This is a genomic window from Pseudomonas sp. 5P_3.1_Bac2 (assembly GCF_025465995.1).
In the GTDB taxonomy this organism is placed as follows: Bacteria; Pseudomonadota; Gammaproteobacteria; order Pseudomonadales; family Pseudomonadaceae; genus Aquipseudomonas.
This window is the reverse complement of the sequence record NZ_JANLNY010000025.1, coordinates 56,698-73,830: the sequence shown is the minus strand read 5'-3', so window position 1 is coordinate 73,830 and position 17,133 is coordinate 56,698. Positions and strand designations below refer to the sequence as shown.

Genomic DNA, 17,133 nt, shown 5'->3' with positions numbered 1-17,133 from the left:
CGATCAGGAAACTGGTCGGGGGTTTTGCTTTGTCTCGGATAATTTAAACCGGTAATACTTTGCTTAGGTTTACCGGCTCTGCGCTTAGTTAACGGCGTCGTTAAGCGCTTTAGCTGGCACGAACTTAATGACTTTCTTGGCGGCAATCTCAATCGTTAGGCCTGTTTGCGGATTGCGCCCGGTACGGGCAGGGCGTTCGGTTACTTTAAATTTGCCAACATTTGGCAGGGTGATCTCATCACCATTTTCAAGGGCCTCGGTGATGATCTCGCTGAGTTGTTCCAGAGCAGCTCGGACAGTTGTTTTGGGAGTGTCGATCGCTTCAGCGATGTCACCGATCAATTGGTCTTTGGTAATGGCCATGGGTGATTCCTTGAATGAATAAATGTGCTTCCTGCCGATGTTTTCAGCGCTAGGGAAGACTCTCGGGATTATAAATTGTTCTGTTTTTATGACCTATAACACTGTCAAATAATCCTGATCTGCCAGAGTGTGCGCAATTTACCTGGCTTTATTGGCTGGGATGTTGAGGGTGGTCGGGGGAATCACATGTACAGGGCATTTGCTAATTTAGGTTTTCGCTGGAAGATCGCGCTACCAATACTGTTACTGGCGTCGTTGTTTATCGTCATGAGCGTATTAGCTGTGCGCGGTATCAATCAGGTTGCAGGTTCGAGTGTTACGCTGACCAATCGCTATTTGCCAGGCATCAGCACCTTACTGAATGCTGACCGTGATCTTTATCAGGCCATAGTGGCTGAACGCAGCTTGTTGTTGGTTAAAAGCGGGGAGCGTGGTGAAAGCCTCAAGGAGGATTATCAAGAGAATCTCCAGCAGGCCTACGAGCGTGTCCACAAGTTTGCTGCAATGCAGCCTGGAGAGCAGGCGCTGCAGCTAGTCGCTGATTTCGATAGAACGTTTGAAAGTTGGAAGTTGACTTCGGCGGAAGTGCTGCGTCTTGCTCCTACGGATCTTTTATCTGCTCGGGAAATGAGCTTCACCAAGAGTGAGGAGCAGTTTCAGGCCACCCGCGCCATTCTGAATAAGTTGGGTGAGATGGAGGATGAGGCTGCCGATGTCGAAGGGCACTCTGCAATAGAGCGGGGAGAGGCTGTGGTCTGGCAGCAGGGGCTGATTATTGCTGTGGGGCTGGGCATCTGTCTGCTGCTGGTCATCGTCGTTCCTCTGTTGGTAGTTGGGCCTTTGCAGCGGCTGTTGGAGCGAATCAATCAGATTGCCGATGGTGACGGGGATTTACGCTCGCGCTTAGAGGTGACCTCGACTGATGAGCTCGGTCGCTTGAGTCTGGCTTTTAACCGTTTTCTCGACAAGCTACAGCCGCTGATTCTCGAAGTAGGGCGGGTGACTGCTGAAGTGGAGACTTCGGCTAAACATTTAGCTGATATGGCAGCTTCTAATGATCAGTTGATTGCTCGAGAGCATGCGGCGGTCGACCAGGTAAGCACGGCTGCCACGGAGATGAGCTCGGCAGTGCATGAGGTTGCACGTAACGCGCAATCTGCGGCGGACGCAGCCCTTAGCGCAGAAGCGCAATCGCTCGATGGCGCGCAGGTGGTGGGCCGAACGATCGCCTCGATTCGGCAGTTGGCGCTGGAGGTTGAGGAGGCTTCTACCAGTATCCAGGCGCTAGAGCAGGAAGCTGCAAGCATTGATGCGGTGTTATCGGTGATTCGCGGCATTGCAGAACAGACTAACTTGCTGGCTCTTAATGCGGCCATTGAGGCGGCGCGAGCCGGTGAGCAGGGCCGAGGCTTTGCCGTGGTCGCGGATGAGGTAAGGGCGCTGGCAGCGCGCACGCAGGACTCCACCAAGGACATCCAGCAAATGATTGAGCGCTTGCAGTTGGGGGTGCAGGAGGCGGTACGGGCTACCCATGCCGGCAGTCTCAAGGCCAGGCACAGCGTGGAGCAGGCCGCGGGGGTGGATAAAGCTTTGGCGCAGACCAGCGACTCGGTGCAGCGCATCAATGATATGACCGCGCAAATTGCTACGGCCTGTGAGGAGCAGAGCAGTGTGACCGAGGAAATCGCGCGCAGCATTACCGACATCCGTGATCTGTCGAATGAGGCGTTACACACTTCTGAGCAGAGTGCGCAGGCGAGTCACCGTTTGTCTGAGCTGTCACGTAATCTCTCGGAGCTGGTCTCGCGGTTTCGCGTTTGATCAGCAAAAGATTGGGCTAAGTACTTGAAACGGTTGTAAGTTCAAATCAAGACGGTACAATGGCGCGGCTCGCTTCTAGTGAGCTGCGTTATGGTGGCCCTGCCGGTCCCCTCGCAACGATCAGCCGTCAACCCGGTCAGGCCTGGAAGGGAGCAGCCGTAGCGGTGACATTGTGTGCCGAGGTGTGGCTGGTGGGGTTGCCTCCATCTTTAAAGCTCCATGCTCTGTTCTGAGTGATGGGCTCTCCTCTCTAATAAATTCCGCGTGATGCCTAGTGCTTTAGGTTTCGTCAGGCGCGTGTCTGTAATAGGTCGGTTATTGGCTCCTGGCGCTTAGGGTTGGGGCATCGAGCTATTGGTTCTTATTTGAAGCTGTGCGCTGAACATCTTCTGTCTGCAGAAACTAAAACGCCCGATAACTTATCGGGCGTTGTGTTGTAGAGCTAAGGGCGGCTGCATGCAAATTAAGCGTTTGCCGGCATCAGTTGGCTTGATAGCTAATGATGCTGTCTTGCTCTTTAAGGGCTTTGCGCAAATCGGCAGGTATATTGCCGGCACGCATGGCCAGTTCGAGGCGGATATCTTCCAGGCTTTGTGCGAACGCTTGAGCGTCGGCGCGTTGTGCCGGGCTCAGTACACGGCTATAGGCCGTGTTGTCCGCTTCGTTGAGTAGGGAGATAACGATGCCACCATCAGGCCGCTGTGGGCTGAAGGTGGCGCGTAGGGGAGAAAACATCTGTGTAATCAATTGTTGGTCAATGTTATCCATGACGTGCTCCATCCTAAGGGTGATGGGTTTTGACATGGAGCATGATCAATGGTTCAACAATTTTTAGGCGACCAGCGACTGTTTGGTCTGCGCAATCACTTTTTCCAGATGTTGGCCGGAGTATTGGCCGGGATACAGCCGTTGGCTGTGTTGGGCGATGCCCGCTTGGTTAACCAGGGTAAAGCTAAAGCTGCCATTACGGGCGGCAAGGATATGGCAGTCGAGCGGTGCGAAGGCACTGGATAGGGTGCGAATAGCATCCTGAATTTGATGATGGGTATTCATTTTTATGGTGTTCCTAAAACAAAGTGCGCGTCATTGCGCTAAATAAGACTCCAGTTTGTCGACTTAATGTGTCGATTTCGTGTTCAAGTAGGAGTCGAGCCGTATGCACAAGTTCCCAGTCTAGGGCTGTGCGAGTTGGTACTTCGGCTAGGGTGGCTCAGTTTTGAGCGTAGAACCTGATCAGTCAGCAACTTGAGTGTCGGCTAGAGCTGTGCGGCATTCCGTTTTAGGTAATGCGCTCTAACGTGACTATAGAGGGGGCCTGTGGGCCTAAATGACTACAGCTTGGTACAAACTTTAACGATCTTACTCGGTTGGTTAAAAAATATCCAGCCTAATTGTGCGGATTTGGACTGGCGGTGGATTGGCTGCAGGTGATCGGATGCAATTTACCCCATGCTCCAGTAGGATTAGCGCACTTTTGCTTTCATCTCATGACGGGTTTCGATGAGTTATCAGGTTCTTGCACGCAAGTGGCGTCCGCGCTCGTTCAACGAAATGGTTGGCCAAGCCCATGTGCTCAAAGCGCTGATCAATGCGCTCGATAGCCAGCGGCTGCACCATGCCTATTTGTTTACGGGCACCCGCGGGGTGGGGAAAACCACCATTGCGCGGATCATTGCCAAGTGCCTTAACTGTGAAACTGGGATCAGCTCAACGCCTTGCGGCGTGTGCTCGATCTGTAAAGAAATTGATGAAGGGCGCTTTGTTGACTTGATCGAAGTCGACGCCGCCAGCCGGACCAAGGTGGAAGACACCCGTGAGCTGCTCGATAACGTGCAGTATTCACCCAGCCGTGGACGCTTTAAGGTCTATTTGATCGACGAAGTGCACATGCTTTCGACCAGCTCCTTCAACGCCTTGTTGAAGACGCTGGAAGAGCCGCCGCCACACGTTAAGTTCTTGCTGGCCACCACCGATCCGCAAAAGCTGCCGGTCACCGTGTTGTCGCGCTGCTTGCAGTTCTCCTTGAAGAACATGCCGCCTGAGCGCGTGGTGGATCACCTGAGCCATGTGTTAACGGCAGAGCAGATTCCCTTTGAGCAAGACGCCCTGTGGCTGCTGGGCCGCGCCGCTGATGGCTCGATGCGTGATGCTATGAGCCTGACCGATCAGGCGATTGCCTTTGGTGAAGGTAAGGTGTTGGCGGCGGATGTCCGTTCGATGCTCGGTACGCTGGATCATGGCCAGGTGTATGGCGTCCTGCATGCGCTGCTGGCAGGCGATGCCCGAGGCTTGATTGAGGCGGTGCGCCATCTGGCAGAGCAGGGGCCGGATTGGAATGGCGTACTGGCTGAAATTCTCAATGTATTGCACCGCGTGGCGATCGCTCAGGCGCTGCCCGAAGCGGTCGACAACGGCCAGGGTGACCGTGAGCGGGTGCTGGAGCTGGCTCAGGCGCTGCCCAGCGAGGATGTGCAGTTTTACTACCAAATGGCGCTGATTGGGCGGCGTGATTTGCCGCTATCGCCAGATCCACGCAGTGGCTTTGAGATGGTGCTGCTGCGGATGTTGGCCTTCCGCCCCGCTGATAGTCAGGATGCGCCGAGGGTGGCGCTAAAGCCGGTGGGGATCAGCCAGGCCACGGTTGATTCCGACAAAGCAGCAGTGGCCAGTGTGGCGCCTGCTGCACTGACTGCTGTGGCAAGCGAGCCTGTGGTTACTGCATCACCGGCAACTGAAGCGGTTGTGCCGCCAGTTGCTGATGTTGAGCCGGTAAGTCCAGCGGATTCTGAGCCAGTAGCTGCCCCTGAACCTGTATCTGAGCTCGCATCCGCCGCTGTAGCCGTCCAGTCAATTGTGCCCGAAGCTGCTCCTGCTCCTGCTCCTGCTCCTGCTCCTGCTCCTGCTCCTGCTCCTGCTCCTGCTCCTGCTCCTGCTCCTGCTGCAGAGCAGCCGGTAGTGGATTTGCCGTGGGAAGAGTCAGCAGTCGCGCCAGTGGCTGAGGTTGCAGTGGCAGAGCCTGAGGTCATAGCTGAGGTAATCCCTGTTACGCCTGTAGCCGCTCCTGCGGTGGAGGTACTGGCAGACGGCGATGATGACGAGCCGCCACCTGGCGATTACGACTATGTGGACATAGACGCCGCTGCCTTTGACTACGACTTTGGCGTCGACGCAGTCAGTGAGCCGGCAGAGCCCGAGATTGTTCTGGCCGCAGAGCCGGCGACGGGGCTGGCAGCCGACTGGCTGGAGTTGTTCCCTAAGCTGGGTTTATCGGGCATGACCGGCAATATCGGCGCTAACTGCACCTTGATGGCAGTGGATGGCCATAACTGGTTGCTGCACTTGGACCCGGCGCAGTCGGCACTATTTAATCCGACCCAGCAGCGGCGCTTGAATGATGCGCTCAATCAATTCCAGGGTCGTGAGATCAAGCTGCAAATCGAGCTGTGTAAGCCTACCCAGGAAACGCCGGCGCAAGCGGCAGCGCGTAAGCGTGCAGATCGCCAGCGTGACGCTGAAGCAGCGATCCATCAGGACCCTGTGGTGCGGCAGATGATCGAACAATTTGGTGCGGTGATTAAAACGGACAGCATTGAGCCGTTCGACGCCGCCCTTAACTCCTAAGTAACGAGGATAAGTACCATGATGAAAGGTGGCATGGCCGGCCTGATGAAGCAGGCCCAGCAGATGCAAGAAAAAATGCAGAAGATGCAGGAAGAGTTGGCTAACGCCGAAGTCACTGGGCAATCCGGTGCCGGTTTGGTCAGCGTGGTGATGACCGGTCGTCATGACGTTAAGCGCATCACTCTGGATGACAGCTTGATGCAGGAAGACAAAGAGGTTCTTGAAGACCTCATTGCTGCCGCGGTCAACGATGCCGTGCGCAAAGTTGAGCAAAATAGCCAAGACAAAATGTCGGGCATGACTGCCGGTATGCAGCTGCCGCCTGGCTTTAAGATGCCGTTCTAATTCGGTCATCGATGCGTCTGGGTGTTCAGCTAAACGCTGTCGCCCGGGCGTGACTCACTGCAACATCTCTCACCCTCAGCAGAATATTTCGAGACTCCATGAGCTTCAGCCCACTGATTCGCCATTTGATCGATGCATTACGCAGCTTGCCTGGTGTTGGGCAAAAGACGGCACAGCGCATGGCTTTGCAGTTGCTGGAGCGCGATCGCAGTGGCGGTTTGCGCTTGGCGCAAGCGCTCAACGAAGCGATGCAGGGGGTTGGCCACTGCCGCCAGTGTCGTGGTTTGAGTGAGGATGAAGTGTGTCAGCTGTGCTTGGATGAGCGCCGTGACGACAGCTTGTTGTGCATTGTGCAGGGGCCCATGGATGTATTTGCGGTTGAGCACACCGGCTATCGCGGCCGTTATTTTGTGCTCAAGGGCAATCTGTCGCCTTTAGATGGCCTTGGTCCGGAGGCTATCGGTATTCCCGAGTTGCTTACGCGAATCAGCGCAGGCCGTTTCAGTGAAGTGATCTTGGCCACTAACCCCACGGTTGAAGGGGAGGCCACTGCCCACTATATCGCCCAAATTCTGGCTGGTAAGGGGCTGATGACGACCCGTCTAGCCCATGGCATGCCACTTGGCGGTGAGCTGGAGCTGGTCGATGGCGGCACCTTGGCCCATGCGTTGGCTGGACGTCGGCCAATTAATCTTTAAACGCTGCTCTTAACCCTCTCGTTTTGCCTGTCTACACGAGCACTTTTGCTGCTTGTGGCTATGGTTGCGCCTGCGTGGCGACAATGTTGAAGGGAATGTCTTGATAACCAAGCAAGCGCTTGGTAAGGTTTTGTAAAACAACAACGGAACCTCTTTCATGGCCGCTTTTCAGGAATATTTCGACGACTCCCACCAACTGATTCGCGATTCGGTGCGCCGCTTCGTTGAGCGCGAAATTCTGCCGTTTATTGACGAATGGGAAGAAGAAGAGGGCTTTCCCCGGGAGCTGTACAAAAAAGCCGGTGACGCCGGGATTCTGGGGATTGGCTTTCCTGAACAGTTCGGCGGCAGCCACGAAGGCGATTTGTTCGCCAAGATCGCAGCCAGCGAGGAACTGATCCGCAGCAGCTCAACCGGCCTGGTCTCGGCCCTGTGCTCCCTGGATATTGGCTTGCCACCGGTGCTCAAGTGGGCCAAGCCACATATCCGCGACCGTGTAGTACCTGAGGTGTTAGCAGGCGATAAGATCATTGCCCTGGCGATCACCGAGCCGGGTGGTGGTTCCGATGTGGCCAACCTGAAGACTCGCGCCGTACGCGAAGGTGACTTCTACCGCGTCAGTGGTAGCAAAACCTTTATCACCAGTGGCACACGCGCCGATTACTACACTGTGGCCGTGCGCACCGGTGGCGAAGGCTTTGCGGGCGTCAGTTTGCTGTTCGTGGAGAAGGGCACCCCAGGCTTCACTGTCGGGCGCAAGCTGAAAAAAATGGGCTGGTGGTGTTCAGATACCGCTGAGCTGTTCTTCGACGACTGCTTGGTACCGGTAGAGAACCTGATTGGCGTAGAGAACATGGGCTTTGCTGGGATCATGGCCAACTTCCAGTCCGAGCGTTTGGCGCTGGCCTTGATGGCTAACATGACCTCGCAGATGGCCTTAGAGGATGCCTTGGCCTGGGCCAAAGAGCGTAAGGCTTTTGGCAAGCCGATCAGCAAGTTCCAGGTGATCAAACACCGTTTGGCCGAGATGGCTACGCAGTTGGAAGTGTCCCGCGAGTTCACCTATCGCCAGGCGGCGAAAATGGCGGCGGGTAAGAGCGTGGTGAAAGAGATTTCGATGGCGAAGAACTTCGCGACGGATGTATCTGACCGGCTGACTTACGATGCGACGCAGTTGCTCGGGGGCATGGGCTTTATGCGGGAGAGCCGGGTAGAGCGCTTGTACCGCGACAACCGGATTCTGTCGATCGGTGGTGGTACGCGCGAGATCATGAACGAGATCATCAGCAAGCAAATGGGCTTGTAAGCGCGTTCATTAAGCCTAGATAAAACAAACCCCGCAATCGCGGGGTTTGTTCATTCAAGCGGGAAGTACGGAAGCTTAGGCTACCTGGACTTCTTCAGCTTGCATGCCCTTCTGGCCACGAGCAGCCACGTAGGTCACAGTTTGACCTTCTTTCAGGGATTTGAAACCGTCACTTTGGATAGCTTTGAAGTGAACGAACAGGTCATCGCCACCGTTAGCCGGGGTAATGAAGCCGAAGCCCTTTTCGTCGTTGAACCATTTAACGGTGCCAGTTTCGCGATTAGCCATTGTGTGTCTCTTAAATCGATACGAATTGCGGTGCCAGAATGAGCGGCACCTTTACGGGTTTGCTGACGACTTCAGTCAGCTCGGACATCATAGGCGGTTTTTGCAAGAAATGGTGGTTTAACACACGTAATTCACAACTTTTAACGTGACGCCTGTCCGTAATCTGCCATAGAACGCGGTTAAACCTAGCTGTGGAGCGCTCATCGCCGGTATTAACTCACTGCTCAGTAAGGCTAAAACGGGTCAGGGAAAAGCAAGGGATGCCGCTGTCTTGTAGCTTTTGCGAGCCGCCTAGCTCGGGCAGGTCAATAATTGCTGCCGTTTCAAACACGCTTGCGCCCATCCGCCGGACTAATTGCACGGCGGCCAGCAGGGTGCCGCCGGTGGCGATCAGATCATCAAAAATCAAAATCTTGTCGCCTTCGCAAAGGCTGTCGGCGTGCACCTCTAACGTAGCTTCGCCGTACTCCGTCTGATAGCTCTGACCCAGCACGTCGGCGGGCAGCTTGCCTTGCTTGCGAAACAGCACCAGCGGTTTGTTCAACTCATAGGCGACCACGGAGCCGATCAGAAAGCCGCGAGCGTCCATGGCGCCGATATGGCTGAAGTCAGCCTCGACATAGCGCTGGATAAAGCTGTCGATGACCATGCGCAGGGCGCGTGGCGATTGAAACAGCGGGGTGATGTCGCGAAACACGACACCGGGTTTGGGGAAATCCTGCACTGGGCGGATCAGGGTTTTCAGACTGAATTCGTCGAATAACATAGCGTGGAGCCTTTAAGTCAGCCGTCGAGGTTGCCGCCCGCTAAGGCGCACAGCTCGATCGGGTCCAGAATGTGTACTTCTTTGCCGTCGGCTTCGAGCAGGCCGTTTTGCTGGAAGCGGGTGAAGACGCGCGACACGGTTTCGACAGCGAGGCCGAGGAAATTACCGATTTCGTTGCGCGACATGGCCAGGCGGAACTGGTTGGCCGAGAAGCCACGGGCGCGGAAGCGTGCAGAAAGATTGACGAGGAACGTGGCGATGCGTTCATCGGCGGTTTTCTTCGACAGTAGCAACATCATTTGCTGATCGTCACGGATTTCCCGGCTCATGATGCGCATCAGTTGGCGGCGCAAAACCGGCAATTGCAGGGCCAGGTCATCGAGACGCTCAAAGGGGATTTCGCAGACCGAGGTGGTTTCTAGGGCCACTGCGGACACCGGTTGGATTTCGCTGTCCATGGCCGATAGACCGACCAGCTCGCTGGGCAGATGGAAGCCGGTGATTTGTTCATCACCACCATCACTGAGGCTGAAGGTTTTTAACGCACCTGCGCGCACGGCGAATACCGAGCTGAACGGGTCGCCTTGGCGAAATAAAAACTCGCCTTTTTTCAGGGGCCGGCCGCGTTTCACAATCTCGTCCAGCGCGTCCATGTCTTCCAAGTTAAGCGACAGTGGCAAGCACAGGCTCGCCAGGCTGCAGTCCTTACAATGGGCTTGATGGGAGCTATGCAGTTTGGTGCATTCGGACATGGGCAGGGTTCCTGAGTTTTAGACGCGCAGTCCCTTTAAGGGTACAACAGTGCAGGCTGTTGCAGCCAGCTTGATCGGTGCCCAGCTGTCTGCATAGGTGGTCGCTAAGACGTGCTTCTCAGGCTTATTCAGGCAGGTGCCATGGCCATTGAACCTATGGGGATGCTTAGCCGTTTAACCCGCAAGTTGCTCGCGCAATTTGCCCTCACCAAGCCGGTATCAATGGCTCTAGCCGAACAAGCGCTGAGTGATCTGTTGGGTGTGTGTGGGGGTGTCTCTCAGCCCAAGGCCAAACGCGGGCCGCGCAGGAGCGCCAGGCGGCGCTCCTGCGCGTGGTCTGGCCAGGTTTATATAACGCGGGAGAAGCGCTGTTGGTTGACTGAGCTTAGGTAGCGATCAAACAGCATGCACAGTGAGCGCACCAGCAAGCGTCCGGCAGGCTGGACCTGAATGCCGGCGTCATTGAGTTCGATCAAGCCATCTTTGGCCATCTGCTGCAGCGGCTCCCAGATATCGGCAAAGTAGGCGAGAAAGTCGACGCCGAAAGCTTGCTCAATGTCAGCGAAATGCAGGTTGAAGTGGCAGATCAATTGCTGGATCACGGCGCGGCGCAGGCGATCGTCTGCGTCGCACTTGAGTCCACGGCGGGTGGCCAGCTGCTGGTCGCTGAGGCTGTTTTGATAGCCGGCCAGGTCACTGTCGTTTTGGCAGTACACATCGCCGATCTGACTGATGGATGACACGCCTAGACCGATTAAGTCGCAATGACCATGGGTGGTGTAACCCTGGAAGTTGCGTTGCAGGGTGCCGTCTTCTTGGGCGCTGGCCAGCTCGTCGTCGGGCAGGGCGAAGTGGTCCATGCCGATATAGCGATAACCGGCGGCGCTCAGTTGCTCGATGCTGTTGTGCAGAATGCTCAGTTTGTCTGCTGGGCTGGGCAGATCCGCGCTGTTGATGCGGCGCTGGGGCATAAAGCGCTCAGGCAGGTGGGCGTAGTTGAACAGCGACAATCGGTTAGGTTGCAGGGCGATCACTTCATTCAGGGTGCGGGCGAAGCGCTCTGGGGTTTGCAGCGGCAGGCCGTAGATCAGGTCGATATTGATCGAGCGGAACTGCAAGGTGCGCGCCGCTTCGATAATGGCGCGGGTTTCTTCCAGGCTTTGCAGGCGATTGACCGCCCGTTGCACTGCGGGGTCGAGGTCTTGCAGGCCCAGGCTGACGCGGTTGAAGCCAAGCTCACGGAGCAGGCCCATGGTCGACCAGTCGGCCTCGCGCGGGTCGATCTCGATGCTGTAGTCGCCTGAGTCGTCATCCAGCAGGTTGAAGTGCTTACGCAGTTGCGTCATCAGGTGGCGCAGTTCGTCATGGCTGAGAAAGGTCGGGGTGCCGCCGCCAAAATGCAGTTGTTCCACCACTTGCCCGGGGCTGAGGTGACGGCTGATCAGCTCGGCCTCGCGAATGACTTTGTCCAAATACATCTGGGCGCGGCCCCGGTCCTTGGTGATCACCTTATTGCATGCGCAGTAGTAGCAAATGTGGGCGCAGAACGGGATGTGCACGTACAGCGACAGCGGTCGCTGCGCATCACGGCTGCCGTGCAGGGCGCGGAGCAGATCAAGCTGGCCGATGCCTTCATGGAATTGCACGGCAGTGGGGTAGGAGGTGTAGCGCGGGCCGGCCTGGTCGTAACGGCGGATCAGTTGGCTATCCCACTCAATGGAGTCGAACATAGGGACATCCCGGTTAGCGGTCGATGGCCGGGAGTCTAAACAGTGCAGTTTTGCGCGTGTTGACCTGTATCAAGCGCAGTACAGCCTGGCGCCGGCTCAGTGGCCCATCAGCAGGTGTTGGTGCGGCCCCGGTAAGGTCCACAGGCCAAACAACATCACCAGCAGGCCGCCGGCTAGACGCACGCCACGTTGGCGTAATAACTGGGTTAACCGTTCGGCGGCCAGGCCCGTGGCAATCAGTACGGGCAGGGTGCCCAGACCAAAGGCCAGCATCAGCAGTGCACTGTGCCAGGCATTGCCTTGGCTGGCAGCCCAGATCAGGGTGCTGTAGACCAAGCCGCACGGCAGCCAGCCCCACAGACCGCCTAGCATCAAGGCGCGCGGTGCGCTGGTGACTGGCATAAAGTGCCGGGTCAGGGGTTGGATAAAGCGCCACAGGCCTTTGCCCACGGCTTCGATGCGGGTCAAACCGCTCCACCAGCCGGCCAGGTACAGGCCCATACAGATCAGCAGCAATCCGGCGGCGATGCGTAAGACGCTCACCAAGGGCGAGCCGGCGATGGCCCAGCCGGCCAAACCGAGCAGCAACCCGGCGCTGGCGTAGCTGAAGATGCGCCCGGCGTTATAGGCCAGCAGCAGGCGTAAGCGGCGCTGGCGTTGTTCGGCAGGGATGGCCAGGGTCAGGGCGCCCATCAGGCCGCCACACATGCCTAGGCAGTGGCCACCGCCGAGCAGACCGAGAATCAGCGCGGAGATCAGTTGTGGCAGCAACTCGAGCAGGGCTTGCTCAGTCACGGGATGGGCCCTGATCTTTATCGGTTGTCTTGCCTTGGCTTTGCTCGACTGCTGCGTGGTGTTTAGGGTCTTCGTCGTCGAACAAGATGCTGTGGGCGGGACCATCGAGGTCGTCGTACTGGCCGCTGTCGACGGCCCAGAACAGCAGCCAGATGGCGAAGCCGACCAGGACAATGGCCACCGGAATCAAAATGTACAGAGCGGGCATGGGGGCTCCGGAGTTAGGGCTGAAGCAGCTGCGTCGGCGTGCGGCCAGACGCGGCTGATCGATAGGATGGTTAGCTTACTCGCCCTGGGCTTTGGGCAGCCAGCTTAGGCGTAAGGCGTTGAGTACCACCAGCAGCGAGCTGACAGACATGCCCAAGGCGGCCCAAATTGGCGTAATCCAACCCAAGGCCGCAAAGGGCAACACCAGGCCATTGTACAAGCAGGCCCAGCTGAGGTTTTCAATGATGATGCGCCGGGTACGCCGCGCCATTTGCAAGGCTTGCACCAGGCTGCTTAGGCGGTTGGACAGCAGCACGGCGTCGGCGCTGGTTTTCGCCAGATCCGTGGCGCTGCCCATGGCCACGCTGATATCGGCCGCCGCCAGCACCGGCACGTCATTGACCCCGTCGCCCAGCATCAGCACGCGGCGGCCTTGCTGATGCAGTTGGCTGAGCACTGCCAGCTTGGCATCCGGAGTGAGGCCGCCACGGGCATCGTCGATGCCTAACTGCTGCGCCACTTGCGCGACCATCGGCGAGCTGTCGCCGGAGAGCAGGAGGATTTGCCAGTGATTGGCCTTGGCCGTGTTGATCAGGCCAAGGGCGTCATCGCGCAGACGGTCATTCAAGACAAACCAGGCCAGCGGCCCTTGTTCGTCACCCAGCAGCAACCATTGGCCGGTGTGCCCTTGGATGGCCGGCGTGGGTTGCTGACTAAGCTGGCAGACAAAATCACCTTGGCCGATGCGCAGTAAGCGGCCGCCGACCTGGCCTTCCAGGCCTAAACCGGGATGGCTGATCACCGCTTCCGCCGCCTCGGCCGCTTGGCCAAAGGCCTTGGCGATAGGGTGCTCGGAGCGATTCTCGAGGGCGGCAGCCAGCGCCAGGCAGGTGTCGCCGGACAGCTCGCGCAGCGGGTGGATGGCATCCAGACTCAAGCGTCCTTCAGTCAGGGTGCCGGTTTTATCCAGCACCAAGGTGTCGATTTGGTTGAGTCCTTCGAGCACGTGACCACGGGTTAGCAGTAGCCCCAGCTTATGCAGTGAGCCGGTGGCGGTAGTCAGGGCCGTGGGCGTGGCCAAAGCCAGCGCGCAGGGGCAGGTGGCGACCAGCAGGGCGAGGACAATCCAGAATGCGCGCGCCGGGTCGATCTGCCACCACAGCAAGCCAACGCCTGCGGCCGCGAGCAGGACGAGGACCAAGAACCACTGCGCCACAGTGTCGGCCAATACCGCCAGGCGTGGTTTGTCGCTTTGTGCTCGCTCCAGTAAGCGGACGATGGCTGATAAGCGTGTGGCATCGCCGAGGGCCTGCACTTCAACGTGCAGCGGGCCTTCGACGTTGAGGGTGCCTGCGGTCACGCTGTCGCCGGCTTGGCGCGGCAGCGGCAGGTATTCGCCGGTCAGCAGCGACTCATCAATGCTCGAGTGGCCTTGCACGATACGGCCGTCTGCTGGCATGAGCGAGCCGGGCGGCACCAATACCTGATCGCCAATGCTCAGTTCGCTGAGCAGAATGCGTTGGCTATGGCCTTGGGCATCCAAGCGCAGGCACGAGGCGGGCAAGAGGTTAACCAACTGCGCGGTGGCCGCGGCCGTACGCTCGCGAGCGCGGCGCTCCAGATAGCGGCCGGCTAACAGGAACAGGGCAAACATGCCCACGGCATCCAGATACAGCTCACCCTGGCCCGTAACCGTGGACCAGATGCCGGCGATATAGGCGCCGCCAATGGCCAGGGACACCGACACATCCATGCTCAGGTGGCGGGTGCGCAGGTCGCGCAAGGCGCCGCGGAAGAATTGGCCACAGCAATAAAACACGATGGGGGTGGTGAGGAACAAACTGACCCAGCGCAGAATTTTGTCCAGCTCGGGGCTTAAGTCGATATTGAATTCTGGCCAGGTGGCCATGGTCGCCATCATCACCTGCATCCACAGCATGCCGGCTACGCCCAGTTGGCGCATGGCGCGGCGGTTTTCCCGCTGCAATTGCTCGGCGGCGGCATCGGCCTGCCAGGGATGGCCGGCGTAACCGATTTTGCGCAGTTCACTCAGCAGGCTGCTCAGGGGAATCTGGCTATCGGCCCAGCTGACGTTGAGGCGGTGGTTGGACAGGTTCAGCCGCGCTTCTTCGACACCGGGCAGGCTGCGCAGGTGTTTTTCGATCAGCCAGGCGCAGGCGGCGCAGCTGATGCCTTCGATCAGCAGGCAAGTCTGACTTAGCTCGCCTTGCTGTTCGACAAAGGGCTGCTGGACGTCGCTGCGATCGTACAGGGCCAGCTCTTCCGGCAAAGCCTGTGGCAGGTTCTGCGGGTTGCTGGCGGTTTCGCTGCGGTGTTTGTAGTAGTGCTCAAGGCCACCGCTGACGATGGCTTCGGCCACGGCTTGGCAGCCAGGGCAGCACAGCTCACGGGTGGCGCCGAGGATTTGCGCGTGAAAACGGCTGCCGGCAGGAACCGGCAGGCCGCAGTGATAGCAGGGGAGAGGGTTGGCCATGGCGAAACTTAGTGGCCGTCACCTAGCTGGATGGGGTTGCCGCTGGTGACTGTTTCTTCTTCAAACAGGCGCCATTGCTTGCCACCTTCTTCGCCCAGCAGTTCGACATAGCGCCGGCCGTCGACCGCATCGGTCATGTTGCCGGCGTAGCTGCCGTCGGCCTGCGGTTGCAGGATCACACGGCGATCACGCTCCGGCTGGGTCGGCGACTGCAGATTGAGGATCAGTTGCTGCGGACGGCTACTGCCGTCGAGCTGCAAGCGGGCCTGACCAGAGTCGTTGTTCAGCACCAGGCTGGCTTTAAGTTGCAGGCGCTGGGCCAGTTGTTCGCGTTCCAACGACTGGTTAATGCCCTTGCCGACATCGTAGTAGTTGTCGGAGATCAGCCCTGGCGGGTTCTTGGTGGCGATGGTCAGCAGGGTCAGGCCCTGGACCACCGAATAGCCGAGGAGGGCGATCAAAAACCATGGCCAAAACTGCTTGTACCAAGGCTTAACTACGTCGTTGTTGGCTTCGTTCATAAGGCTCTCGTTAGCGCACGCTGGGGCCGATAAAGCGGCTTTCAGCAGAGGTGTGGATGCTCGCATCGTCCACGGCTTGCAATTGGAAAGTAATTTCGTTGGCACTGGATGGCAGTTTATCCGGCGCGACCGACAGCTCAACCGGCAGCGACAAAACTTCACCTTCGCTGGCAGTGACTTGCTGTTTGCCTTCATAGACCAAACCGTCAATGCCCTCTACGGCAATGCGGTAGGTGACCGGGTGCTGGGCCTTGTTCATGATCTTGAGGGTGTAGACGTTCTCGATGAAGCCTTGTTCGTTTTCACGGAACAGGACGCGGTCTTTGAGCACGTCCAGCTCAACCAGCGAGCGGCTGTGAATGGCCCAAGCGAACAGGCTCATCATGGCGATCAGGGCGATGGCGTAACCAATCAAGCGTGGCCGCACCAGTTTGCTCTTCTGCCCGGACAGGTTGTGCTCGGTGGTGTAGCTGATCAGCCCTTTGGGGTAGTTCATCTTGTCCATGATGCTGTCGCAGGCGTCGATACAGGCGGCGCAGCCAATGCACTCGATTTGCAGGCCGTCGCGGATATCAATGCCGGTCGGGCAGACCTGTACGCACAGTTTGCAATCGATGCAGTCGCCTAGGCCCTGGGCCTTGTAATCGCTGTCACGCTTGCGTGGGCCACGGCTTTCGCCACGGCGCGGATCGTAGGACACGATCAAAGTGTCCTGATCGAACATCACGCTCTGGAAGCGTGCGTAAGGGCACATGTAAATGCACACCTGCTCACGCAGATAACCGGCGTTGCCGTAGGTGGCGAGGGTAAAGAAGCCGACCCAGAACAGGGCCCAGCCATCGATTTGCAATGTGGCGAAGTCAACCACCAGCTCACGGATCGGGGTGAAGTAGCCGACGAAGGTGATCGCGGTTAAGAGCGATACGCCGACCCAGATGCTGTGCTTGGCTAGTTTCTTGAAAAATTTCGGCGCGCTCATGGGCGCCTTGTCGAGTTTCATGCGTTGGTTGCGATCACCCTCGGTGACCTTTTCCGCCCACATAAAGACCCAAGTGAATACGCTCTGTGGGCAGGTATAGCCGCACCAGACACGTCCAGCGAATACGGTAATGAAGAACAAGCCGAAGGCGGCAATGATCAGTAGGGCGGATAGCAGTACGAAATCTTGCGGCCAGAAAGTCGAACCAAAAATGTAGAACTTACGCTCGGGTAGGTTCCACCACACCGCTTGGCGTCCCCCCCAGTTCAGCCACACAGTGCCGAAGAAAACCAGGAACAGTGCAGCACCGCCGACCCGTCGCAAGTTGCGGAAGAGGCCACTGAAGGCACGGGTGTAGATTTTTTCGCGGCTGGCGTAGAGATCTACTGTCACAGCTTTGGCGGGGGCAGGGGTAATGTCCTGCAGGGGAATTTTGTCACTCATCAA

The 17,133-nt window shown here is 57.8% G+C and carries 16 protein-coding genes, 1 other RNA gene and 2 pseudogenes; 7 read left to right on the top strand and 12 right to left on the bottom strand.

Features of this window, described 5'->3' with window-relative positions:
* Nucleotides 1-84 precede the first annotated feature (84 nt).
* Nucleotides 85-363: an HU family DNA-binding protein gene (locus NTD81_RS16595; RefSeq protein ID WP_262183770.1), complete on the bottom strand. Its 279-nt coding sequence runs from the start codon at nt 361-363 to the stop codon at nt 85-87.
* 186 nt (nt 364-549) lie between these two features.
* On the opposite strand from NTD81_RS16595, the pseudogene NTD81_RS21485 reads away from it, so the two are divergent.
* The 3 genes and pseudogenes from NTD81_RS21485 to ffs all read left to right on the top strand — a co-directional run.
* Nucleotides 550-1,278 (top strand): annotated as a pseudogene (locus NTD81_RS21485) (MCP four helix bundle domain-containing protein); the annotation flags it as partial.
* Nucleotides 1,279-1,665: 387 nt separating this feature from the next.
* Nucleotides 1,666-2,184 (top strand): annotated as a pseudogene (locus NTD81_RS21480) (methyl-accepting chemotaxis protein); the annotation flags it as partial.
* Between the two features lie 100 nt (nt 2,185-2,284).
* Nucleotides 2,285-2,381: signal recognition particle sRNA small type (gene ffs, locus NTD81_RS16585), an RNA gene on the top strand.
* Nucleotides 2,382-2,664: 283 nt separating this feature from the next.
* Here ffs and NTD81_RS16580 read toward each other — a convergent pair.
* Both NTD81_RS16580 and NTD81_RS16575 read right to left on the bottom strand, forming a co-directional pair.
* Complete coding sequence (locus NTD81_RS16580; protein ID WP_262183769.1) at nt 2,665-2,952, bottom strand: DUF3509 domain-containing protein; 288 nt, start codon at nt 2,950-2,952, stop codon at nt 2,665-2,667.
* A 63-nt stretch (nt 2,953-3,015) separates the two neighbouring features.
* A complete protein-coding gene (locus NTD81_RS16575; protein ID WP_262183768.1) occupies nt 3,016-3,237 on the bottom strand; it encodes a hypothetical protein in 222 nt (73 codons plus the stop codon).
* 447 nt (nt 3,238-3,684) lie between these two features.
* Between NTD81_RS16575 and dnaX the strand changes: the two genes are divergently transcribed.
* The 4 genes from dnaX to NTD81_RS16555 all read left to right on the top strand — a co-directional run bounded on the left by dnaX (nt 3,685) and on the right by NTD81_RS16555 (nt 8,154).
* Complete coding sequence (gene dnaX / locus NTD81_RS16570) at nt 3,685-5,805, top strand: DNA polymerase III subunit gamma/tau (protein WP_262183767.1); 2,121 nt, start codon at nt 3,685-3,687, stop codon at nt 5,803-5,805.
* 18 nt (nt 5,806-5,823) lie between these two features.
* Nucleotides 5,824-6,150, top strand: a complete 327-nt coding sequence (locus NTD81_RS16565; RefSeq protein ID WP_074940389.1) for a YbaB/EbfC family nucleoid-associated protein — start codon at nt 5,824-5,826, stop codon at nt 6,148-6,150.
* A 98-nt stretch (nt 6,151-6,248) separates the two neighbouring features.
* Nucleotides 6,249-6,848, top strand: a complete 600-nt coding sequence (recR, locus tag NTD81_RS16560; RefSeq protein ID WP_262183766.1) for a recombination mediator RecR — start codon at nt 6,249-6,251, stop codon at nt 6,846-6,848.
* 157 nt (nt 6,849-7,005) lie between these two features.
* Nucleotides 7,006-8,154, top strand: coding sequence for an acyl-CoA dehydrogenase family protein (locus tag NTD81_RS16555; protein ID WP_262183765.1), 1,149 nt, complete (start codon nt 7,006-7,008; stop codon nt 8,152-8,154).
* A gap of 75 nt (nt 8,155-8,229) precedes the next feature.
* Here NTD81_RS16555 and NTD81_RS16550 read toward each other — a convergent pair whose 3' ends face one another.
* From NTD81_RS16550 to ccoG, 9 genes are all read right to left on the bottom strand, one after another.
* Nucleotides 8,230-8,442, bottom strand: coding sequence for a cold-shock protein (locus NTD81_RS16550; RefSeq protein ID WP_262183764.1), 213 nt, complete (start codon nt 8,440-8,442; stop codon nt 8,230-8,232).
* A gap of 217 nt (nt 8,443-8,659) precedes the next feature.
* Nucleotides 8,660-9,208, bottom strand: a complete 549-nt coding sequence (locus tag NTD81_RS16545) for an adenine phosphoribosyltransferase (protein ID WP_262183763.1) — start codon at nt 9,206-9,208, stop codon at nt 8,660-8,662.
* A gap of 17 nt (nt 9,209-9,225) precedes the next feature.
* Nucleotides 9,226-9,960, bottom strand: coding sequence for a fumarate/nitrate reduction transcriptional regulator Fnr (gene fnr, locus NTD81_RS16540; RefSeq protein WP_262183762.1), 735 nt, complete (start codon nt 9,958-9,960; stop codon nt 9,226-9,228).
* Nucleotides 9,961-10,307: 347 nt separating this feature from the next.
* Nucleotides 10,308-11,690: an oxygen-independent coproporphyrinogen III oxidase gene (gene hemN / locus NTD81_RS16535; RefSeq protein ID WP_262183761.1), complete on the bottom strand. Its 1,383-nt coding sequence runs from the start codon at nt 11,688-11,690 to the stop codon at nt 10,308-10,310.
* Nucleotides 11,691-11,786: 96 nt separating this feature from the next.
* Entirely contained in the window at nt 11,787-12,470 is a 684-nt protein-coding gene (locus NTD81_RS16530; RefSeq protein ID WP_262183773.1) for a sulfite exporter TauE/SafE family protein, read from the bottom strand.
* A 7-nt stretch (nt 12,471-12,477) separates the two neighbouring features.
* Nucleotides 12,478-12,693, bottom strand: a complete 216-nt coding sequence (gene ccoS / locus NTD81_RS16525; RefSeq protein WP_262183760.1) for a cbb3-type cytochrome oxidase assembly protein CcoS — start codon at nt 12,691-12,693, stop codon at nt 12,478-12,480.
* A 75-nt stretch (nt 12,694-12,768) separates the two neighbouring features.
* Nucleotides 12,769-15,186, bottom strand: coding sequence for a heavy metal translocating P-type ATPase (locus NTD81_RS16520; RefSeq protein WP_262183759.1), 2,418 nt, complete (start codon nt 15,184-15,186; stop codon nt 12,769-12,771).
* A gap of 8 nt (nt 15,187-15,194) precedes the next feature.
* Nucleotides 15,195-15,707: a FixH family protein gene (locus NTD81_RS16515; RefSeq protein WP_262183758.1), complete on the bottom strand. Its 513-nt coding sequence runs from the start codon at nt 15,705-15,707 to the stop codon at nt 15,195-15,197.
* 10 nt (nt 15,708-15,717) lie between these two features.
* Nucleotides 15,718-17,130 carry a cytochrome c oxidase accessory protein CcoG gene (gene ccoG, locus NTD81_RS16510; protein ID WP_262183757.1) on the bottom strand — a complete coding sequence of 471 codons (1,413 nt, stop codon included), beginning with the start codon at nt 17,128-17,130 and terminating at the stop codon, nt 15,718-15,720.
* Nucleotides 17,131-17,133: the final 3 nt, after the last annotated feature.

What these genes read in the sequence shown, in the direction of transcription:
- NTD81_RS16575 (WP_262183768.1), bottom strand. Translation starts at nt 3,237, where the DNA reads ATGAATACCCATCATCAAATTCAGGATGCTATTCGCACCCTATCCAGT.
- hemN (WP_262183761.1), bottom strand. Translation starts at nt 11,690, where the DNA reads ATGTTCGACTCCATTGAGTGGGATAGCCAACTGATCCGCCGTTACGAC.
- NTD81_RS16550 (WP_262183764.1), bottom strand. Translation starts at nt 8,442, where the DNA reads ATGGCTAATCGCGAAACTGGCACCGTTAAATGGTTCAACGACGAAAAG.
- dnaX (WP_262183767.1), top strand. Translation starts at nt 3,685, where the DNA reads ATGAGTTATCAGGTTCTTGCACGCAAGTGGCGTCCGCGCTCGTTCAAC.
- NTD81_RS16565 (WP_074940389.1), top strand. Translation starts at nt 5,824, where the DNA reads ATGATGAAAGGTGGCATGGCCGGCCTGATGAAGCAGGCCCAGCAGATG.
- ccoS (WP_262183760.1), bottom strand. Translation starts at nt 12,693, where the DNA reads ATGCCCGCTCTGTACATTTTGATTCCGGTGGCCATTGTCCTGGTCGGC.
- NTD81_RS16555 (WP_262183765.1), top strand. Translation starts at nt 7,006, where the DNA reads ATGGCCGCTTTTCAGGAATATTTCGACGACTCCCACCAACTGATTCGC.
- NTD81_RS16545 (WP_262183763.1), bottom strand. Translation starts at nt 9,208, where the DNA reads ATGTTATTCGACGAATTCAGTCTGAAAACCCTGATCCGCCCAGTGCAG.
- recR (WP_262183766.1), top strand. Translation starts at nt 6,249, where the DNA reads ATGAGCTTCAGCCCACTGATTCGCCATTTGATCGATGCATTACGCAGC.
- NTD81_RS16515 (WP_262183758.1), bottom strand. Translation starts at nt 15,707, where the DNA reads ATGAACGAAGCCAACAACGACGTAGTTAAGCCTTGGTACAAGCAGTTT.
- ccoG (WP_262183757.1), bottom strand. Translation starts at nt 17,130, where the DNA reads ATGAGTGACAAAATTCCCCTGCAGGACATTACCCCTGCCCCCGCCAAA.
- NTD81_RS16580 (WP_262183769.1), bottom strand. Translation starts at nt 2,952, where the DNA reads ATGGATAACATTGACCAACAATTGATTACACAGATGTTTTCTCCCCTA.
- NTD81_RS16520 (WP_262183759.1), bottom strand. Translation starts at nt 15,186, where the DNA reads ATGGCCAACCCTCTCCCCTGCTATCACTGCGGCCTGCCGGTTCCTGCC.
- fnr (WP_262183762.1), bottom strand. Translation starts at nt 9,960, where the DNA reads ATGTCCGAATGCACCAAACTGCATAGCTCCCATCAAGCCCATTGTAAG.
- NTD81_RS16595 (WP_262183770.1), bottom strand. Translation starts at nt 363, where the DNA reads ATGGCCATTACCAAAGACCAATTGATCGGTGACATCGCTGAAGCGATC.